Source organism: Cupriavidus sp. FW306-01-F10A (assembly GCF_058782785.1).
This window is the reverse complement of the sequence record NZ_JBYSYA010000010.1, coordinates 40681-54555: the sequence shown is the minus strand read 5'-3', so window position 1 is coordinate 54555 and position 13875 is coordinate 40681. Positions and strand designations below refer to the sequence as shown.

Below are 13875 nucleotides of genomic sequence, written 5' to 3'. Positions count from 1 at the left end.
TCGGTAGACTTTCTTCGCAACAGACCTGGCCGGCGGCATGCCTCTCGTGCAAGCCCGCCCGAACCGGGCCCTTTTTAACACGGAGACAACCGATGCGCCCCCTTGGCCACTTCCGCCCCGCCCTCGCCGCATTGACGGCCGGTACCCTGTTTGCCGCCCTGTTCACCGGCAGCGCCCCCGCGCGCGCCGATGACTGGCCGTCGCAGCCGATCCGCTGGGTCGTGCCCTATCCCGCTGGCGGCGGCACCGACGTGGTGGCGCGCACCGTGGCCCAGGCCATTACCCCGGGGCTGGGCAAGCAGGTGGTGATCGACAACCGCCCGGGCGCGGCGACGATCGTCGGCGCCGACGCCGTGGCGCATGCCAAGCCCGACGGCTACACCGTGCTCACCGCCGACACCGCCACGCTGGCCGCCAATCCGTCGCTGTACAAGAAGCTGCCGTACAACCCGGACAAGGACTTCGTCTACATCGGCCAGCTTGCGCGCTTCCCGCTGGTGCTGGTGGCCAATCCCAATTTCCCGGCGCGCACGCTCAAGGAAGTGGTCGAGTACGCGCAGAAGAACCCGGGCAAGGTCAATTTCGGCTCGCCTGGCGCGGGCAGCCCGCACCACCTGGCAATGGAACTGTTCATGGACCAGACCCGGGTCAAGATGACGCACGTGCCCTACAAGGGCGCGGCGCCGGCGGTGCAGGACCTGCTCGCGGGCCAGGTCGACCTGATGTTCCTGGACCTGGCCTCGGGCCAGCAGAATGTGCAGGCGGGCAAGCTGCGCGCGCTCGGCGTGGCCACGCCCAAGCGCCTTGCCGTGCTGCCCAGCGTGCCGACCGTGGCCGAGGGCGGCGTGGCCGGCTTCGAGGCTTACGCCTGGCAAGGCATGGTGGCGCCGGCCGGCACGCCCAAGGCCGTGGTCACGCGCCTGAACGCCGAACTGGTCAAGGCGCTGAAGACGCCCGAGGTGCAGAAGAAGCTGGAAGGCGTGGGCGTGGAGGCGGTCTACAGCACGCCCGAGGAATTCGCCAGCTACGCGCGCGCCGAGGGCGAGCGCTGGGGCAAGCTGATCAAGGCCAAGGGCATCACCGTCGACTGACTGGCGCGCGGGCGCGCCACGGTAGACTAGCGGCCGCCGCGCCTGCGATGCAGGCGCCCCTGATCCCTACCCCATCGCACCCATGAAACTCGCAACCCTGAAGGACGGTTCGCGCGACGGCCAGCTGGTGGTCGTGTCGCGCGACCTGAAGCAAGCCCACTACGCCACCGACATCGCCGGCAAGCTGCAGACCGTGCTGGACGACTGGAATTTCTACGCGCCCCAGCTGCAGGACCTGTGCGACGCGCTCAACGCCGGCCGCGCACGCCACCCCTTCGCGTTCGTCCCCAGGGACTGCATGGCGCCGCTGCCGCGCGCCTACCAGTGGGCCGACGGCTCGGCCTACGTCAACCACGTTGAACTGGTGCGCAAGGCGCGCGGCGCCGAAATGCCGCCCGAGTTCTGGACCGACCCGCTGATGTACCAGGGGGGCTCGGACGACTTCGTCGGGCCGCAGGACGATATCGTCTGCGCCAGCGAGGCGTTTGGCATCGACTTCGAGGCCGAGGTGGCCGTGATCACCGGCGACGTGAGGATGGGCGCCACGCCCGAGCAGGCCGGCGAAGCCATCCGGCTGGTGATGCTGGCCAACGATGTCTCGCTGCGCAACCTGATTCCGGCCGAGCTGGGCAAGGGCTTCGGCTTCTTCCAGAGCAAGCCGGCCACGGCGTTCTCGCCGGTGGCGGTGACCCCCGACGAACTCGGCGAGGCCTGGCGCGAGCGCAAGGTGCACCTGCCGATGACCGTGCACTGGAACAGCAAGAAGGTGGGCCAGCCCGACTGCGGCACCGACATGGTGTTCGACTTCGGCCAGCTGATCGCGCATATCTGCAAGACGCGCAATGTGCGCGCCGGCAGCATCGTGGGCTCGGGCACGATCTCCAACGTCGACCGCAAGAAGGGCTACTGCTGCATTGCCGAGAAGCGCATGCTGGAAACCATCGATGAGGGCGAGCCCGCGACCGAGTTCATGAAGTTCGGCGACGCGGTCAAGATCGAGATGTTCGACGCACAGGGCCATTCGGTATTCGGCGCGATCGACCAGTTGGTGGCAGCGGCCTGACGCACGTTGGGGCCGCGGGGTGCGGTGGCGAGCCGGATGTGCATATAATTAACCGACCGATCGGTTGGCAAATAACGATGCATGCGGCGCGCCGCTAACCCCTTCCTCTCAGGCCCCAATGACTACCCCCACCGCTGACTCCACCCCCCTCTCCCCCCGCTACGAGCGCTATCGCGCACTGACGCTGCGCCGCCACGGCCCCATCCTCGAAATCATCATGGGCGCGGCCCAGTCGGCCAACCAGAAGCTGGCCACGGCGGACGCCAGCATGCACCGCGAGCTGGCCGAGATCTGGCGCGACGTATCCGCCGACCCCGAGGTGCGCGTGGCGCTGATCCGCGGCGAGGGCAAGGGCTTCTCCGCCGGCGGCGACCTGGCGCTGGTGGAGGACATGGCCAACGACTTCGAGACCCGCACCCGCGTCTGGCACGAGGCGCGCGACCTGGTCTACAACGTCATCAACTGCGACAAGCCGGTGGTCTCCGCCATGCACGGTCCCGCTGTCGGCGCCGGGCTGGTGGCGGGCCTGCTGGCCGATATCTCGATCGCGGCCAGGAGCGCGCGCATCGTCGACGGCCATACCCGGCTGGGCGTGGCCGCGGGTGACCATGCCGCGATCGTGTGGCCGCTGCTGTGCGGAATGGCCAAGGCCAAGTACTATCTGATGCTGTGCGAGTCGGTCAGCGGCGAGGAAGCCGAGCGGATCGGCCTGGTCTCGCTGGCGGTGGAAGAGGACGAACTGGTGGCGCGCGCGTTCGAGGTGGCCAACCGGCTGGCGGCCGGGTCGCAGACCGCGATCCGCTGGACCAAGTACGCCCTCAACAACTGGCTGCGCATGGCCGGCCCCGCCTTCGATACCTCGCTGGCGCTTGAATTCATGGGCTTTGCCGGCCCCGACGTGCACGAAGGCGTGGCGAGCCTGCGCCAGAAGCGGCCGCCACAGTTCAGGTAACGACGACGCAGCCGCCGGCCCGACGGGCCCTCCTGGCCAATCCCGGGGCTGCGCCGCACACGGAGCGCTCGACCATGTTCGGACAGATTCCCGATTTCACCAACGGCTTCGACTTCATGCGCCGGCTGTGGGGCAGCGGCAGCGGCATGCCCGCCGGCATGATGCCCGGCCTGCAGGCAATGACGCCGCCGATGGACCTCGACGACCTCGACAAGCGCATTGCCGACCTGAAGGCCGTGGAGAGCTGGCTGCAACTGAACACCAACCTGCTGCGCACCACCATCCAGGGCCTGGAAGTGCAGCGCGCCACGCTGGTGGCGCTGCAGACCTTCGGCAACGCGCTGTCGCCCGAGGCCATGCAGTCCGCCATGGAAAACGTCGCGCGCGCGGCCAACACGCCCAGCGCCGCTGCGCCGGAGCGCGCCGCCGGCGCGGATGCCGGCAGCGGTGCGCAACCGGAGCCGCCTGCCGCCGAGCACCCGCAAGCTGCGGCAAGCGACACCGATTCCACCTTGCCGCCCAATGCCGCACTGTGGTGGGACCTGCTGCAACAGCAGTTCAACCAGATCGCCAGCAGCGCCGCCGCGGCCAGCATCGCCCCGTTCGGCATGGGCGGCGTGGGCGGCTTCGGCGCCGCAGCCGGCCCCGACGCCGCAGCGCAAGCGGCGGCTGCAAAGCCGAAGACGGACGCGCCTGGCAAGGCCGCCTCCGCCGGCACGGGCAAGCCTGCCGCCAGGAAAGCGCCGGTAAAGAAGGCGCCGGCCAAGAAGGCGGCCAAGGCAAAGCCGGCCAAGGACGCGGGCAACGGCGATGACAATGGCAAGAACGGGGGCAGCAACGGCGCCAACGGCAGCAGCGCAGCCTGACCGCCAGATACCCGACAAATCGTCCACACCAACGCAATGCACCGCGAGTCCTTCCCGCCCCCCCACCGCGCGCTGCAATCCGGACCCAACCCCGCCGCCACCGCGCTGATCATGATGGGCGGCGGCGCGCGCGCCGCCTACCAGGCTGGCGTGCTGAGCGGGCTGGCGCGCATTGCCGCGCGGCACGGCAAGGGCCATGGCGCGATGCCCTTCGGCATCATCGCCGGAACCTCGGCAGGGGCGATCAACGGCGCCGGGCTGGCGATCCAGGCGGGGGACTTCCAGGCCGCCACGCAGAGCCTGGCGGCGCTGTGGCACAGCATCCATGCCGACGACGTCTACCGCACCGACGTGCTGCGCGTGGGCATGTCGGGTGCGCGCTGGCTGTCGACGCTGGCGCTGGGCTGGGCCACGCAGCGGCGCGCGCCCCGCGCCCTGTTCGACAACACCCCGCTGGGCAGCATGCTGGGCGAGCTGTTCGAGCCCGAGCGCGTGCAGGCCAGCCTGGACAGCGGTGCGCTGCAGGCCTTCGCGGTCACCGCGCTGTCCTACAGCACCGGGCGCCACGTGACCTTCTACCAGTCGCACCACCGCATCCATCCGTGGCACCGCAGCCAGCGCATTGCGATCCCGGCGCAGATCACGGTGGACCACCTGCTGGCATCCGCTTCGATCCCGTTCCTGTTCCCGGCGATGCCGCTGGAGCTGGACGGCCACCATGAGTGGTTCGGCGACGGCACCATGCGGCAGATGTCGCCGCTGTCGCCGGCGATCCACTTGGGCGCGTCGCGCGTGCTGGCGATCGGCGCAGCCTCGCGCCAGCGCTCGGGCTGGTACGACACCATGCCGGCCGGCGGCTACCCGTCGCTGGCGCAGGTGGGCGGACAGGCGCTGGCCAGCATCTTCCTGGACGGGCTCAACGCCGACCTGGAACGGCTGCTGCATATCAACCGCCTGCTGGCGCGCATGCCGGAGCTGGCCGGCGACCGCGAGGGCTGGCGCCCGGTGCAGGTGATGACGATCTCCCCCAGCGAGCCGATCGAAGCCATTGCCGCCGAGCACCAGAAGCAGCTGCCGCGCACGGTGCGCGCGCTGCTGGCGCCACTGGGCGGCACCGAGGCGCGCGGCGCCGCCTTCGCCAGCTACCTGCTGTTCGAACCCGCCTTCACCCAGGCCCTGATGGCACTGGGCGAGCGCGATGCCGAGGCCCAGGCGGACGAACTGGCGGCGTTCCTGTTCGGTGTCGTCCCGGGCACGCCACCGGCCGCGCTGCCGGTGGACGAACGCGCGCTTTCGCCCTGAGCACCCGCCCGCACATGGGGTCCTGCCAGGCGCCGCGGCTGGCACATTGGCCCCTCGGCGCTCCGCTGATCGCCCGCAATATGCAGCCCGCTGCGCCAAACCGCGTCAAAAAGCGTTGCATTTGCCCCGATCCGGACTAAAAAAGGAGAAGAGAATAATTCGCATCTGGTAGAATCTGCCCGTAATTTCAAAGGCTTACCATGCTCTACCCCGAACTGTTCAAATCGTTGGAAGCCGTCCGCTGGCACATGGACAAGGACATCCCCTGGGACTCCTTTGACGCCAGCATGCTGACGGACGACCAGGCCAAGACCATTCGCATGAACGCGATCACGGAATGGTCCGCCTTGCCCGCGACCGAGATGTTCCTGCGCGACAACCGCCACGATTCTGATTTTTCGGCGTTCATGAGCATCTGGTTCTTCGAGGAACAGAAGCACTCGCTGGTGCTGATGGAGTACCTGCGCCGCTTCCGCCCGGACCTGGTGCCGACCGAGGAAGAACTGCACGCGGTGCGCTTCGAGTTCGACCCGGCTCCGCCGCTGGAAACCCTGATGCTGCATTTCTGCGGCGAGATCCGCCTGAACCACTGGTACCGCCGCGCCGCCGAATGGCACACGGAACCGGTGATCAAGCATATCTACCGCACCCTGTCGCAGGATGAAGCCCGCCATGGCGGCGCCTACCTGCGCTACATGAAGAAGTACCTGGCGCAGTTCGGCGACAGCGCGCGCGCCGCCTTTGCCAAGATCGGCGTGCTGATGGCCTCGGCCCGCCGCACCGAGAAGCCGCTGCATCCGACCAACCTGCACGTCAACAAGGCGCTGTTCCCCAACGACACGGTGCAGTCGCGCCTGCCGGACCCGGACTGGCTCGAGCACTGGCTGGACGAGCAGATCCGCTTTGACGAAGGCTGGGAGAAGAAGGTCATCGAACGGATCCTGCACAACATGTCGCTGCTGTTCGAACGCACCTTCGAAACCGTGCAGGACCTGAACCGCTACCGCAAGGAACTGAACGCCAGCCTGCAAGGCACGGGCGGAGCCCAGCCGGCGCAAGCCTGAGCGGCCAGTCCGACGGCACGAAAAAAAGCCCCGCCGAAGCGGGGCTTTTCTTTTCCCTTCTTTTGCCTTGACGCATTCCCGACAAATGCGACCCGCCGCGGCGCACCGGACCTGGTCCGGCTGTGGCGGGTATTCCGCAATGCTGATTTCCTTGTCCTGGAAATTCAAGCGCCTGGCAAGATAAACGAGCCAGCTGCCACGCAGGTAGTAGCCGGTTACTACATTGCTCCATTCCCGTCCCGCGCACTGCCGCGCTCTCGCGCGGCGGCGGCAAACCCATCCCTGGCGCCCGCTTATCGAATAGATTTATATCCGGAAATAGAATATTTAAATCACGCTTCAATTACCCTGGCCATCAATTCGATGTAAATCCAGCATTACGAATTCATTTAATTCGCGGTGTAATGCCTCGCATCGGAATTAGCGCCAGCCGCAGCTGGCAATTCTCCGCAGCGCCATTTACCCGGTGGCATCGCGGCACTTGGGGCGGCAACGCGCAGGCCGCGCATATCGACGCCGTGCGGCAGGCGCTGCAGGGCACCTTGCGCGGCATTGCCACCGCGCCGGTGCAGCAGGCCCGGCCGGTCTCCGATCCGGCAGCCAGGGATGTCGCCAACGACGCGGCCATGAGGCTGTGCGTGACGGGGTAACCAGGACCCCGCCGCCGGCGGGGACCCCAAGAAGGGGTACCATCTCGGGCAAGCACGCCGGCTCCGACCAGGGGCCGGCCTCCACTTTCCGATGCCGACCCCATGTCCGTACCCGCTTTCGAATCCAAGCTGACCCTGCCCGACACCCCCGCCGCGCTGGCCGCGCGCATCGCCGCCTTGCCGCGCCCGCTGGTGTTCACCAATGGCGTCTTCGACATCCTGCACCGCGGCCATGCCACCTACCTGGCACAGGCGCGCGCACTGGGCGCAAGCCTGGTGGTCGGCGTCAACAGCGATGCTTCCGTAAAGATGCTGGGCAAGGGCGACGACCGCCCGCTGAACCATGAATCGGACCGCATGGCGCTGCTGGCCGCGCTGGAATCGGTCGACCTGGTGGCGATGTTCCGCGAGCAGACCCCGGTGGAGCTGATCCGCCTGGTGCGCCCCGACATCTACGTCAAGGGCGGCGACTACGATATCGACACGCTGGAAGAAACCCGGCTGGTGCGCAGCTGGGGCGGCCAGGCCTACGCCATCCCCTTCCTGCACGACCGCTCGACCACCAAGCTGCTGACCAGGGTGCGCCAGGGCAGCTAAGGCAGCCCAGGGCGCTCAGGAGCAGGCCAGCACGTCCTCGGCGCCGTAGCGCTGGCGCATGGCCTCGAGCCGGGCACGCGCCGCGTGGTCGGCATCGCGCACGCGCAGCCACTGCCGCGTGAGCGGCCGCGCGGCCTCGGTCAGCATGGCGGTACGCACGCCGTGGCCGCGCAGGGTATCGAGATACTGCTCGGCACGCTCGCGCTCGCGGAAGAGTCCCAGCGACACCGTATAGGTGGCGGTCTCGGGCGTGCCGGCGGTCACGAGCGAGTACTCGGTCACATTACGCCGGCGCAGTTCGGCCAGCTTGCGCTCGGCATGCTCGCGCGTGGGCTGCGCGGGCAGATGGACCCACCAGCGCACCTGTTCCTGCCGCGCGAACGCTTCCACGCGCAGCGCGGCGGCGGCCAGGTCTTCAGTGGCGCGGCGCGCCGCCTGGGCGCTGAAGCCACCGATCTCGATGCAGGCTGCCGCCAGCGTGGCCGACGGCAGCGCGCTGCGCGGTGCGGCACCCGCCGCCGACGCCGGCGCCTGCACCCGCATCCGCTCCCCACGAACTTGCTGCTGCAGCCGCTGCGGTTCACGCGGGGATTCAAACCAGCCGGCCAGCGGGTTCGCGCCGAACACCCCCAGCACCGCTCCCAGCAGCACGGCATTGGCGAGCAGCAGCAACAGCGGGACGATGCGCGGCGAGCGTGGCCGGGCGGGCTGGCCTGGGGCGGTCATGGGTCGGGGCGGATTGAGGCGTGTGGGAAGTTGCGCTGCGGCTAGTCGCCGGACGATGCCATCGCGTGCAGGCCGAGCAGCACCAGATTATCGTGCATCTCGAACGGCACGGCGAGCGCGCCTGCCAGCGCGCCGCGGGCACCGCCGGACAGCAGGCAGCGCACGGCACGACGCGCCGGCCCGCGCTCGCCCAGCGCGCGCCAGGTGCGTTCGATGGCGCCGGCCTGCGCGGCCAGGCAGCCCGCGGCAATGGCGTCGTGCGTATTGTCGGCCCAGCGCAGGTGCGCGCCGGCCACGGTGCCGGCATCGTCCACGTCCAGCGCCGGCAGCTGCGCGGTGTTGCGTGCCAGCGTGCCCAGCATCAGCGCCAGCCCGGGCAGGATCAGGCCGCCCTCGAAGCGCGCGCTGCCATCCGCCGCGGCCGTGACGATATCCAGCGTGGTGGCCGTGCCCGCGGTCACCACTAGCAGCGTGTCGTGCGGCAGCCAGCGGTGCGCGCCGATGGCGCCGACCCAGCGATCCACGCCCAGTTGCGTGGGCTCGCGGTAGCCGTTGGCCAGGTTGCCGTGCGCGGCGGCGCTGCGCACCCATTGCACCGGCGCACAGGACCCGAAGGCGTCGGCCAGCGCGGCATCCACGGCGGCCGCGATCACCGGCCCGGCGACGTTGCTGATCCACACCGACGGCATCGGCCCGCTGCCACGCAGCGCGCGCAGGTCAGCGGCCAGCGCCTGCAGTGCGCCGGCGTCGGCATGGGTAACCGCGCCGCCATGCTGCCACGGCGTGGGCAGCGCGCCGGTGGCGGGCAGCGCCGCACCGGCTTCGCACCAGGCCCACTTGAGGCGGGTATTGCCGATATCGATCAGCAGACGCGGCGCGCTCATGCGCTGTCTCCCTGCCCCGGCGCGGGCCGCAGCGACAGCTCGCCGCTGGCGATGCGCTCGAGCCCCGCCGGCGTTTCCAGCAGCAGGTGGCCAGCCTCGTCGACGCCGCGCGCCATGCCTTCGGCGATCACCTTGCCCTCGTGCAGCAGCCGCACCGGCTGGTCGCGGTAGGCATCGGCCGCGGACCAGCGCCGCGCCATCGGCCCGAAACCGTGCGCCAGGAACGCGGTGCGCATGGCCGCCAGCCGTTCCAGCAGCGCGGCCAGCAGGCGCGGGGCATCGCGCTGCGCGTCGAAGCCGGGCATGGCCTCGGCCACGCCAGCCAGCTCGCGGCCCAGCGCCGCCTCCATCTGCGCGTCGCGCACCAGGTTCAGGCCGATGCCGATCACAGCCCAGACCCGCTGCGGCCCGGCGGGCACCGACTCGATCAGGATGCCGGCCAGCTTGCGGCCATCGATCTGGAGGTCGTTGGGCCATTTCAGCCCGATCCGTGCGCCGAGTCGCGCATCGACATCGCCCAGGGCCTCGGCCAGCGCCAGGCCCACGGCCAGGCTCAGGCCGCTCAGTTGCGCCGGCGCCAGCGCCAGCGGCAGTGCCACCGAGAAGGTCATGCCTGCCTGCCCCTGCCACGGCCGGCCCTGGCGCCCGCGCCCGGCGGTCTGGCGGTAAGCCAGGCGCAGCCTGGCGGCGTCGGTCCACGGCGCCTGGCGGCAGGCCGCGGTCAGGTCGGCATTGGTGGAGCCGGTTTGCTCCACCAGCTCCAGCGTCCAGTCGCTCAGCGCGGGCGACAGCATGCCGCGCAGCGCGCCGGCATCGATGCGCCAGTTGGCGCCGGATGGGGCGGAAGGGTCGGATGGAGTCGGAGGAACGGCGGACATGCGCGGCAAAGGGTTGGGATCGATGGCGATCGTAGAAAACACAGGCGGGGACGGGGTGCGGCCCGGCTGCCTGCGGCAGATGCCGCATTGTAGCCGCGCCGCCGCCTCGGCACGGCGCGGTCGCGCCAGCGGGGCGGGTGGCTTAGAATCGAGACTCGGCCATCACATCGCATGCCCTTGGAACGCCAGACGACGCCAGACTTCCATATCACGCGCGGGGACGGAACCGTCAGCGTAGCGCTGCGTGGCGACTGGACCGCGCTCGCCCTGGCCGGCTGCCGCCAGGCGCGGCAGCTGCGCGCGCAACTGCGCGAGCTGGCGCAGGCGCAGGACGGCGCGCAGTGGTCGCTGGCAGACGTGGAGCGGCTGGACCACATCGGCGCGCATCTGCTGTGGCAGGCCTGGAACGGCCAGCTGCCGCAGCAGCTGGATGCCACCGACGGCCAGCGCCGCGTGTTCGAGCGCATCGCCGCGGTGCACGACGAGGGCTGGAAGAAGCACATGGTGGACCGCTTCAACCCGGTCACGCTGTTCGGCGCCAACGTGCTGTCGTTCGGCGCGCAGCTGCGCAGCGGCATCACCATGCTGGGCCAGCTCGCTTTCGACCTGCTGCGCTTTGCGGGCGTGCCGCAGCGCGGCCCATGGCGCGAGATCTCGGCCAATATCTACAACGTGGGCTACAAGGCGCTGGGCATCACCGCGCTGGTCGGCTTCCTGATCGGCATCGTGCTGTCCTACCTGTCGGCCAACCAGCTGCGCACCTTCGGCGCCAGCACCTTTATCGTCAACATCCTGGGCATGGCGGTGATCCGCGAGCTGGGCCCGGTGCTGGCGGCGATCCTGATCGCGGGGCGCTCGGGTTCGGCCATCACCGCGCAGATCGGCGTGATGCGCGTGACCGAGGAGCTCGACGCGATGCGCGTGATGGGCATCTCGCACGGCTTCCGGCTGATCATGCCGCGCGTGATCGCGCTGGCCATCGCCATGCCGCTGCTGGTGGCGTGGACCGACGTGATGGCGCTGGCCGGTGGCATGCTGGCCGCGCGCATGCAGTTGGGCATCAGTGCCACCTTCTTCCTGCGCGAGCTGCCCGATGCGGTGCCGGTAGCCAACCTGTGGCTGGGGCTGGGCAAGGGCGTGGTGTTCGGCATCCTGATCGCCCTGACGGCATGCCACTTCGGGCTGCGCATCAAGCCCAATACGCAAAGCCTGGGCGAAGGCACCACCGCCTCGGTGGTGACCGCGATCACCATCGTGATCCTGGCCGACGCGGTCTTCGCCGTCCTGTTCAAGGACGTGGGCCTGTGAGCGCCGCGCCAGCTACCGCCACCCAGGACGGGAAGGTCCAAAAGGACCGCACCCCGGTCATCGAGGTGCGCAACCTGGTCAAGCGCTTCGGCAAGGCCATGGTGCATGACCACGTGAACCTGGACGTCTACCGCGACGAGGTGCTGTCGATCGTGGGCGGGTCCGGCAGCGGCAAGACCGTGCTGCTGCGCCAGATCGTGGGGCTGGAGCGGCCCACCTCGGGCAGCATCAAGGTGTTCGGCGAGGACCCGACCCGGCTGCGCCCGGCGCAGCTGCAGGCGCTGCGCAACCGCTGGGGGCTGCAGTTCCAGCGCGGCGCACTGTTCTCGGCGCTGTCGGTGATCGACAATATCGCGCTGCCGCTGCGTGAGCTGCGCGCGCTGCCCGACAACCTGATCTGCCAGGCCGCGCTGCTCAAGCTGCAGTTGGTGGGCCTGTCGGCGCGCGATGCCGACAAGATGCCGTCGGACCTGTCCGGCGGCATGATCAAGCGCGTGGCGCTGGCGCGCGCGCTGGCGCTGGAGCCCGAGCTGCTGTTCCTGGACGAGCCCACCGCCGGGCTGGACCCGATGGCCTCGGACGACTACGTGGCGCTGATCCGCGAACTGCGCCGCGAACTGGGCCTGACCGTGGTGATGATCACGCACGACCTGGACACGCTGGTGGCGTTGTCCGACCGCGTCGCGGTGCTGGCCGACCACAAGGTGATCGCGGCGGCGCCGATCCCTGAAGTGGTGAAGGTGGACCACCCCTTCATCCGCGAGTATTTCCTGGGCGAGCGCGCCCAGCGCGCCATGCAGGCGCTGCAGCTGCACGCGCAGCCGGATGCGCCGCCCCCTGGAGAAGCATGATGGAAAACAAGTCACACGCATTCCTTGCCGGCGTGTTCACCATCGGCCTGGCCGTGCTGGTGCTGTTCGCGATCTTCTGGTTCAGCACCGACCACGCGGTGCGCGTGCCGTATGACCTGATCACACGCTCCACCGTCAACGGTCTGCAGCCGCAGGGCGATGTGAAATACCGCGGGCTTGCGGTGGGCAAGGTCGAGTCGATCAAGTTCGACCCGCAGGTGCCGGGCCAGATCATTGTGCGCGTCAACGTCAACAAGGACACGCCGATCACGCGCACCACCTATGGCACGCTGGGCTTCCAGGGCGTGACCGGAATCGCCTACGTGCAGCTGGACGACAGCGCTACGCACGACGGCGCCACGGCCTCGCCGCCGCTGCCGACCTCGCCCAAGGCGGTGGCGCGCATCGCCATGCGCCCCGGCTTCTTCGAAGAGCTGGAAAAGCGCGGCGATTCGCTGCTAACCCAGACTGAAACGCTGATGGCCTCGCTCAACGACATGTTCCAGGGCGCCAACCGCGCCGAACTGATGGCCGCGATCCGCTCGGTGCGCAAGACCGCCGAGGACTACTCGCGGCTGTCCGATTCGCTGGGCCCGGCCGCCAACCGGCTGCCGAAGGTGACCGAGAACCTGAACGCCACGCTGGAATCGACCCGGCGCCTGACGCAGGAGCTGGCCAACCCCAACGGCACGGTGATGCGCACCGTCGACAGCGTCGGGCGCGACCTGCAGGGCGCGGCCTCGTCGGTGCAGTCCGCGGCGGGCACCTTCAGCGAAGAGACCCTGCCGCAGCTCAATGGCCTGGCCCGCGACGCGCGCCAGACCGCGCGCACCTTCGAGCGCGCCGCCGGCCAGTTCAACGAAAGCCCGAGCAGCGTGCTGTTCGGCGCGCCCGCGCCCGCGCCGGGTCCGGGCGAGCCGGGCTTCAGCGCACCGTAGCGCGGCCCGCATGCCGCCCCTCACCCGATACCGCCAACCGCGAGATACCGCCGTGAACCCTGCGACCGAGATGCCACGCTTGCTCCGATCCGCGCGCTCCCGTCTCCAGGCCGCCCTGCTGCTGGCCGCCGCGGGGCTGGCGCTGTCAGGCTGCGCGCTGACGCGCGGCAACGACCCCACCGTCACCTACGACCTCGGCCCGCCGGCCGCCACCCCACCCGGCAACGGGAACCCTGCGCCGGCGCGGCTGCCCAAACTGCGCGTGGCGCAGACCGACGGGCCCAACTGGCTGGATGGCAACGCCCTCTTCTACCGGCTGCAGTATGCGCAGGCGCAGCGCCTGCAGGCCTACGCCACGCAGCGCTGGGTGATGTCGCCCACGCGCCTGTTCGACGAGCGGCTGCGCGAGGCCGTGGCCGCGCGCGGCACGCTGAGCTGGTTCGGCGACAGCAGCGTGCCGGCGCTGAAGGTGGACCTGATCGAGTTCGACCAGGTGTTCGACAGCGCCACCACCAGCGAAGGCGTGGTGCGGCTGCGCGCCACGGTGTTCCAGCATGGCATGCTCGGCCAGCAGACCTTCGAGGCACGCCGGCCCGCTGCCAGCGCCGATGGCGCCGGCGGCGTCAAGGCCCTGGCCGAGGCCAGCGACGCGGTGATCGCGGCGCTGCTCGACTGGATCGGCACGCTGCAGCTAAAGTAGACACG

15 protein-coding genes are annotated in these 13875 nt (G+C 69.7%); 12 read left to right on the top strand and 3 right to left on the bottom strand.

What is annotated here, in order from left to right; all coding sequences use genetic code 11:
• Window positions 1-92: 92 nt before the first annotated feature.
• From AC3WLF_RS16250 to rfaE2, 8 genes are all read left to right on the top strand, one after another.
• Window positions 93-1091: a Bug family tripartite tricarboxylate transporter substrate binding protein gene (locus tag AC3WLF_RS16250; protein WP_492320773.1), complete on the top strand. Its 999-nt coding sequence runs from the start codon at window positions 93-95 to the stop codon at window positions 1089-1091.
• An 82-nt stretch (window positions 1092-1173) separates the two neighbouring features.
• Window positions 1174-2154 (top strand): fumarylacetoacetate hydrolase family protein, encoded by a 981-nt coding sequence (locus AC3WLF_RS16245; protein WP_492358500.1) that lies wholly within the window; start codon window positions 1174-1176, stop codon window positions 2152-2154.
• Window positions 2155-2272: 118 nt separating this feature from the next.
• The gene (locus AC3WLF_RS16240; protein WP_492320775.1) at window positions 2273-3106 is read left to right on the top strand and encodes an enoyl-CoA hydratase/isomerase family protein; all 834 of its coding nucleotides are present in this window, start codon (window positions 2273-2275) and stop codon (window positions 3104-3106) included.
• Window positions 3107-3180: 74 nt separating this feature from the next.
• Window positions 3181-3972 (top strand): polyhydroxybutyrate granule multifunctional regulator PhaM, encoded by a 792-nt coding sequence (gene phaM / locus AC3WLF_RS16235; protein WP_492320776.1) that lies wholly within the window; start codon window positions 3181-3183, stop codon window positions 3970-3972.
• Between the two features lie 36 nt (window positions 3973-4008).
• Window positions 4009-5274 (top strand): patatin-like phospholipase family protein, encoded by a 1266-nt coding sequence (locus AC3WLF_RS16230; protein WP_492320777.1) that lies wholly within the window; start codon window positions 4009-4011, stop codon window positions 5272-5274.
• 200 nt (window positions 5275-5474) lie between these two features.
• Entirely contained in the window at window positions 5475-6338 is an 864-nt protein-coding gene (locus AC3WLF_RS16225; protein ID WP_340525810.1) for a ferritin family protein, read from the top strand.
• 404 nt (window positions 6339-6742) lie between these two features.
• Window positions 6743-6988 (top strand): hypothetical protein, encoded by a 246-nt coding sequence (locus AC3WLF_RS16220; protein ID WP_492320778.1) that lies wholly within the window; start codon window positions 6743-6745, stop codon window positions 6986-6988.
• Window positions 6989-7090: 102 nt separating this feature from the next.
• The gene (gene rfaE2 / locus AC3WLF_RS16215) at window positions 7091-7585 is read left to right on the top strand and encodes a D-glycero-beta-D-manno-heptose 1-phosphate adenylyltransferase (protein WP_010811504.1); all 495 of its coding nucleotides are present in this window, start codon (window positions 7091-7093) and stop codon (window positions 7583-7585) included.
• 15 nt (window positions 7586-7600) lie between these two features.
• Here rfaE2 and AC3WLF_RS16210 read toward each other — a convergent pair whose 3' ends face one another.
• The 3 genes from AC3WLF_RS16210 to AC3WLF_RS16200 are packed head-to-tail and all read right to left on the bottom strand — an operon-like array spanning window position 7601 to window position 10073.
• Window positions 7601-8311 carry an SPOR domain-containing protein gene (locus tag AC3WLF_RS16210; protein WP_492358499.1) on the bottom strand — a complete coding sequence of 237 codons (711 nt, stop codon included), beginning with the start codon at window positions 8309-8311 and terminating at the stop codon, window positions 7601-7603.
• A 41-nt stretch (window positions 8312-8352) separates the two neighbouring features.
• Window positions 8353-9195, bottom strand: a complete 843-nt coding sequence (locus AC3WLF_RS16205; RefSeq protein WP_492358498.1) for a type III pantothenate kinase — start codon at window positions 9193-9195, stop codon at window positions 8353-8355.
• Window positions 9192-10073, bottom strand: a complete 882-nt coding sequence (locus AC3WLF_RS16200) for a biotin--[acetyl-CoA-carboxylase] ligase (RefSeq protein ID WP_492357221.1) — start codon at window positions 10071-10073, stop codon at window positions 9192-9194. The genes AC3WLF_RS16205 and AC3WLF_RS16200 overlap by 4 nt, the downstream gene beginning before the upstream one ends.
• Window positions 10074-10244: 171 nt before the next feature.
• Here AC3WLF_RS16200 and AC3WLF_RS16195 point away from each other — a divergent pair, with 171 nt between their 5' ends.
• From AC3WLF_RS16195 to AC3WLF_RS16180, 4 genes are all read left to right on the top strand, one after another.
• Window positions 10245-11381 carry an MlaE family ABC transporter permease gene (locus AC3WLF_RS16195; RefSeq protein WP_492357220.1) on the top strand — a complete coding sequence of 379 codons (1137 nt, stop codon included), beginning with the start codon at window positions 10245-10247 and terminating at the stop codon, window positions 11379-11381.
• Window positions 11378-12232: an ABC transporter ATP-binding protein gene (locus AC3WLF_RS16190; RefSeq protein WP_492353297.1), complete on the top strand. Its 855-nt coding sequence runs from the start codon at window positions 11378-11380 to the stop codon at window positions 12230-12232. The genes AC3WLF_RS16195 and AC3WLF_RS16190 overlap by 4 nt, the downstream gene beginning before the upstream one ends.
• Window positions 12229-13170 carry an MlaD family protein gene (locus tag AC3WLF_RS16185; protein ID WP_492320784.1) on the top strand — a complete coding sequence of 314 codons (942 nt, stop codon included), beginning with the start codon at window positions 12229-12231 and terminating at the stop codon, window positions 13168-13170. The genes AC3WLF_RS16190 and AC3WLF_RS16185 overlap by 4 nt, the downstream gene beginning before the upstream one ends.
• Before the next feature lie 70 nt (window positions 13171-13240).
• On the top strand, window positions 13241-13870 hold the full coding sequence (locus AC3WLF_RS16180; RefSeq protein WP_492320785.1) for an ABC-type transport auxiliary lipoprotein family protein: 630 nt from the start codon (window positions 13241-13243) through the stop codon (window positions 13868-13870).
• The last annotated feature ends 5 nt before the right edge of the window (window positions 13871-13875 follow it).

Coding starts and splice junctions, on each gene's coding strand:
- AC3WLF_RS16250 (WP_492320773.1), top strand. CDS start 93: ATGCGCCCCCTTGGCCACTTCCGCCCCGCCCTCGCCGCATTGACGGCC.
- AC3WLF_RS16245 (WP_492358500.1), top strand. CDS start 1,174: ATGAAACTCGCAACCCTGAAGGACGGTTCGCGCGACGGCCAGCTGGTG.
- AC3WLF_RS16240 (WP_492320775.1), top strand. CDS start 2,273: ATGACTACCCCCACCGCTGACTCCACCCCCCTCTCCCCCCGCTACGAG.
- phaM (WP_492320776.1), top strand. CDS start 3,181: ATGTTCGGACAGATTCCCGATTTCACCAACGGCTTCGACTTCATGCGC.
- AC3WLF_RS16230 (WP_492320777.1), top strand. CDS start 4,009: ATGCACCGCGAGTCCTTCCCGCCCCCCCACCGCGCGCTGCAATCCGGA.
- AC3WLF_RS16225 (WP_340525810.1), top strand. CDS start 5,475: ATGCTCTACCCCGAACTGTTCAAATCGTTGGAAGCCGTCCGCTGGCAC.
- AC3WLF_RS16220 (WP_492320778.1), top strand. CDS start 6,743: ATGCCTCGCATCGGAATTAGCGCCAGCCGCAGCTGGCAATTCTCCGCA.
- rfaE2 (WP_010811504.1), top strand. CDS start 7,091: ATGTCCGTACCCGCTTTCGAATCCAAGCTGACCCTGCCCGACACCCCC.
- AC3WLF_RS16210 (WP_492358499.1), bottom strand. CDS start 8,311: ATGACCGCCCCAGGCCAGCCCGCCCGGCCACGCTCGCCGCGCATCGTC.
- AC3WLF_RS16205 (WP_492358498.1), bottom strand. CDS start 9,195: ATGAGCGCGCCGCGTCTGCTGATCGATATCGGCAATACCCGCCTCAAG.
- AC3WLF_RS16200 (WP_492357221.1), bottom strand. CDS start 10,073: ATGTCCGCCGTTCCTCCGACTCCATCCGACCCTTCCGCCCCATCCGGC.
- AC3WLF_RS16195 (WP_492357220.1), top strand. CDS start 10,245: ATGCCCTTGGAACGCCAGACGACGCCAGACTTCCATATCACGCGCGGG.
- AC3WLF_RS16185 (WP_492320784.1), top strand. CDS start 12,229: ATGATGGAAAACAAGTCACACGCATTCCTTGCCGGCGTGTTCACCATC.
- AC3WLF_RS16180 (WP_492320785.1), top strand. CDS start 13,241: ATGCCACGCTTGCTCCGATCCGCGCGCTCCCGTCTCCAGGCCGCCCTG.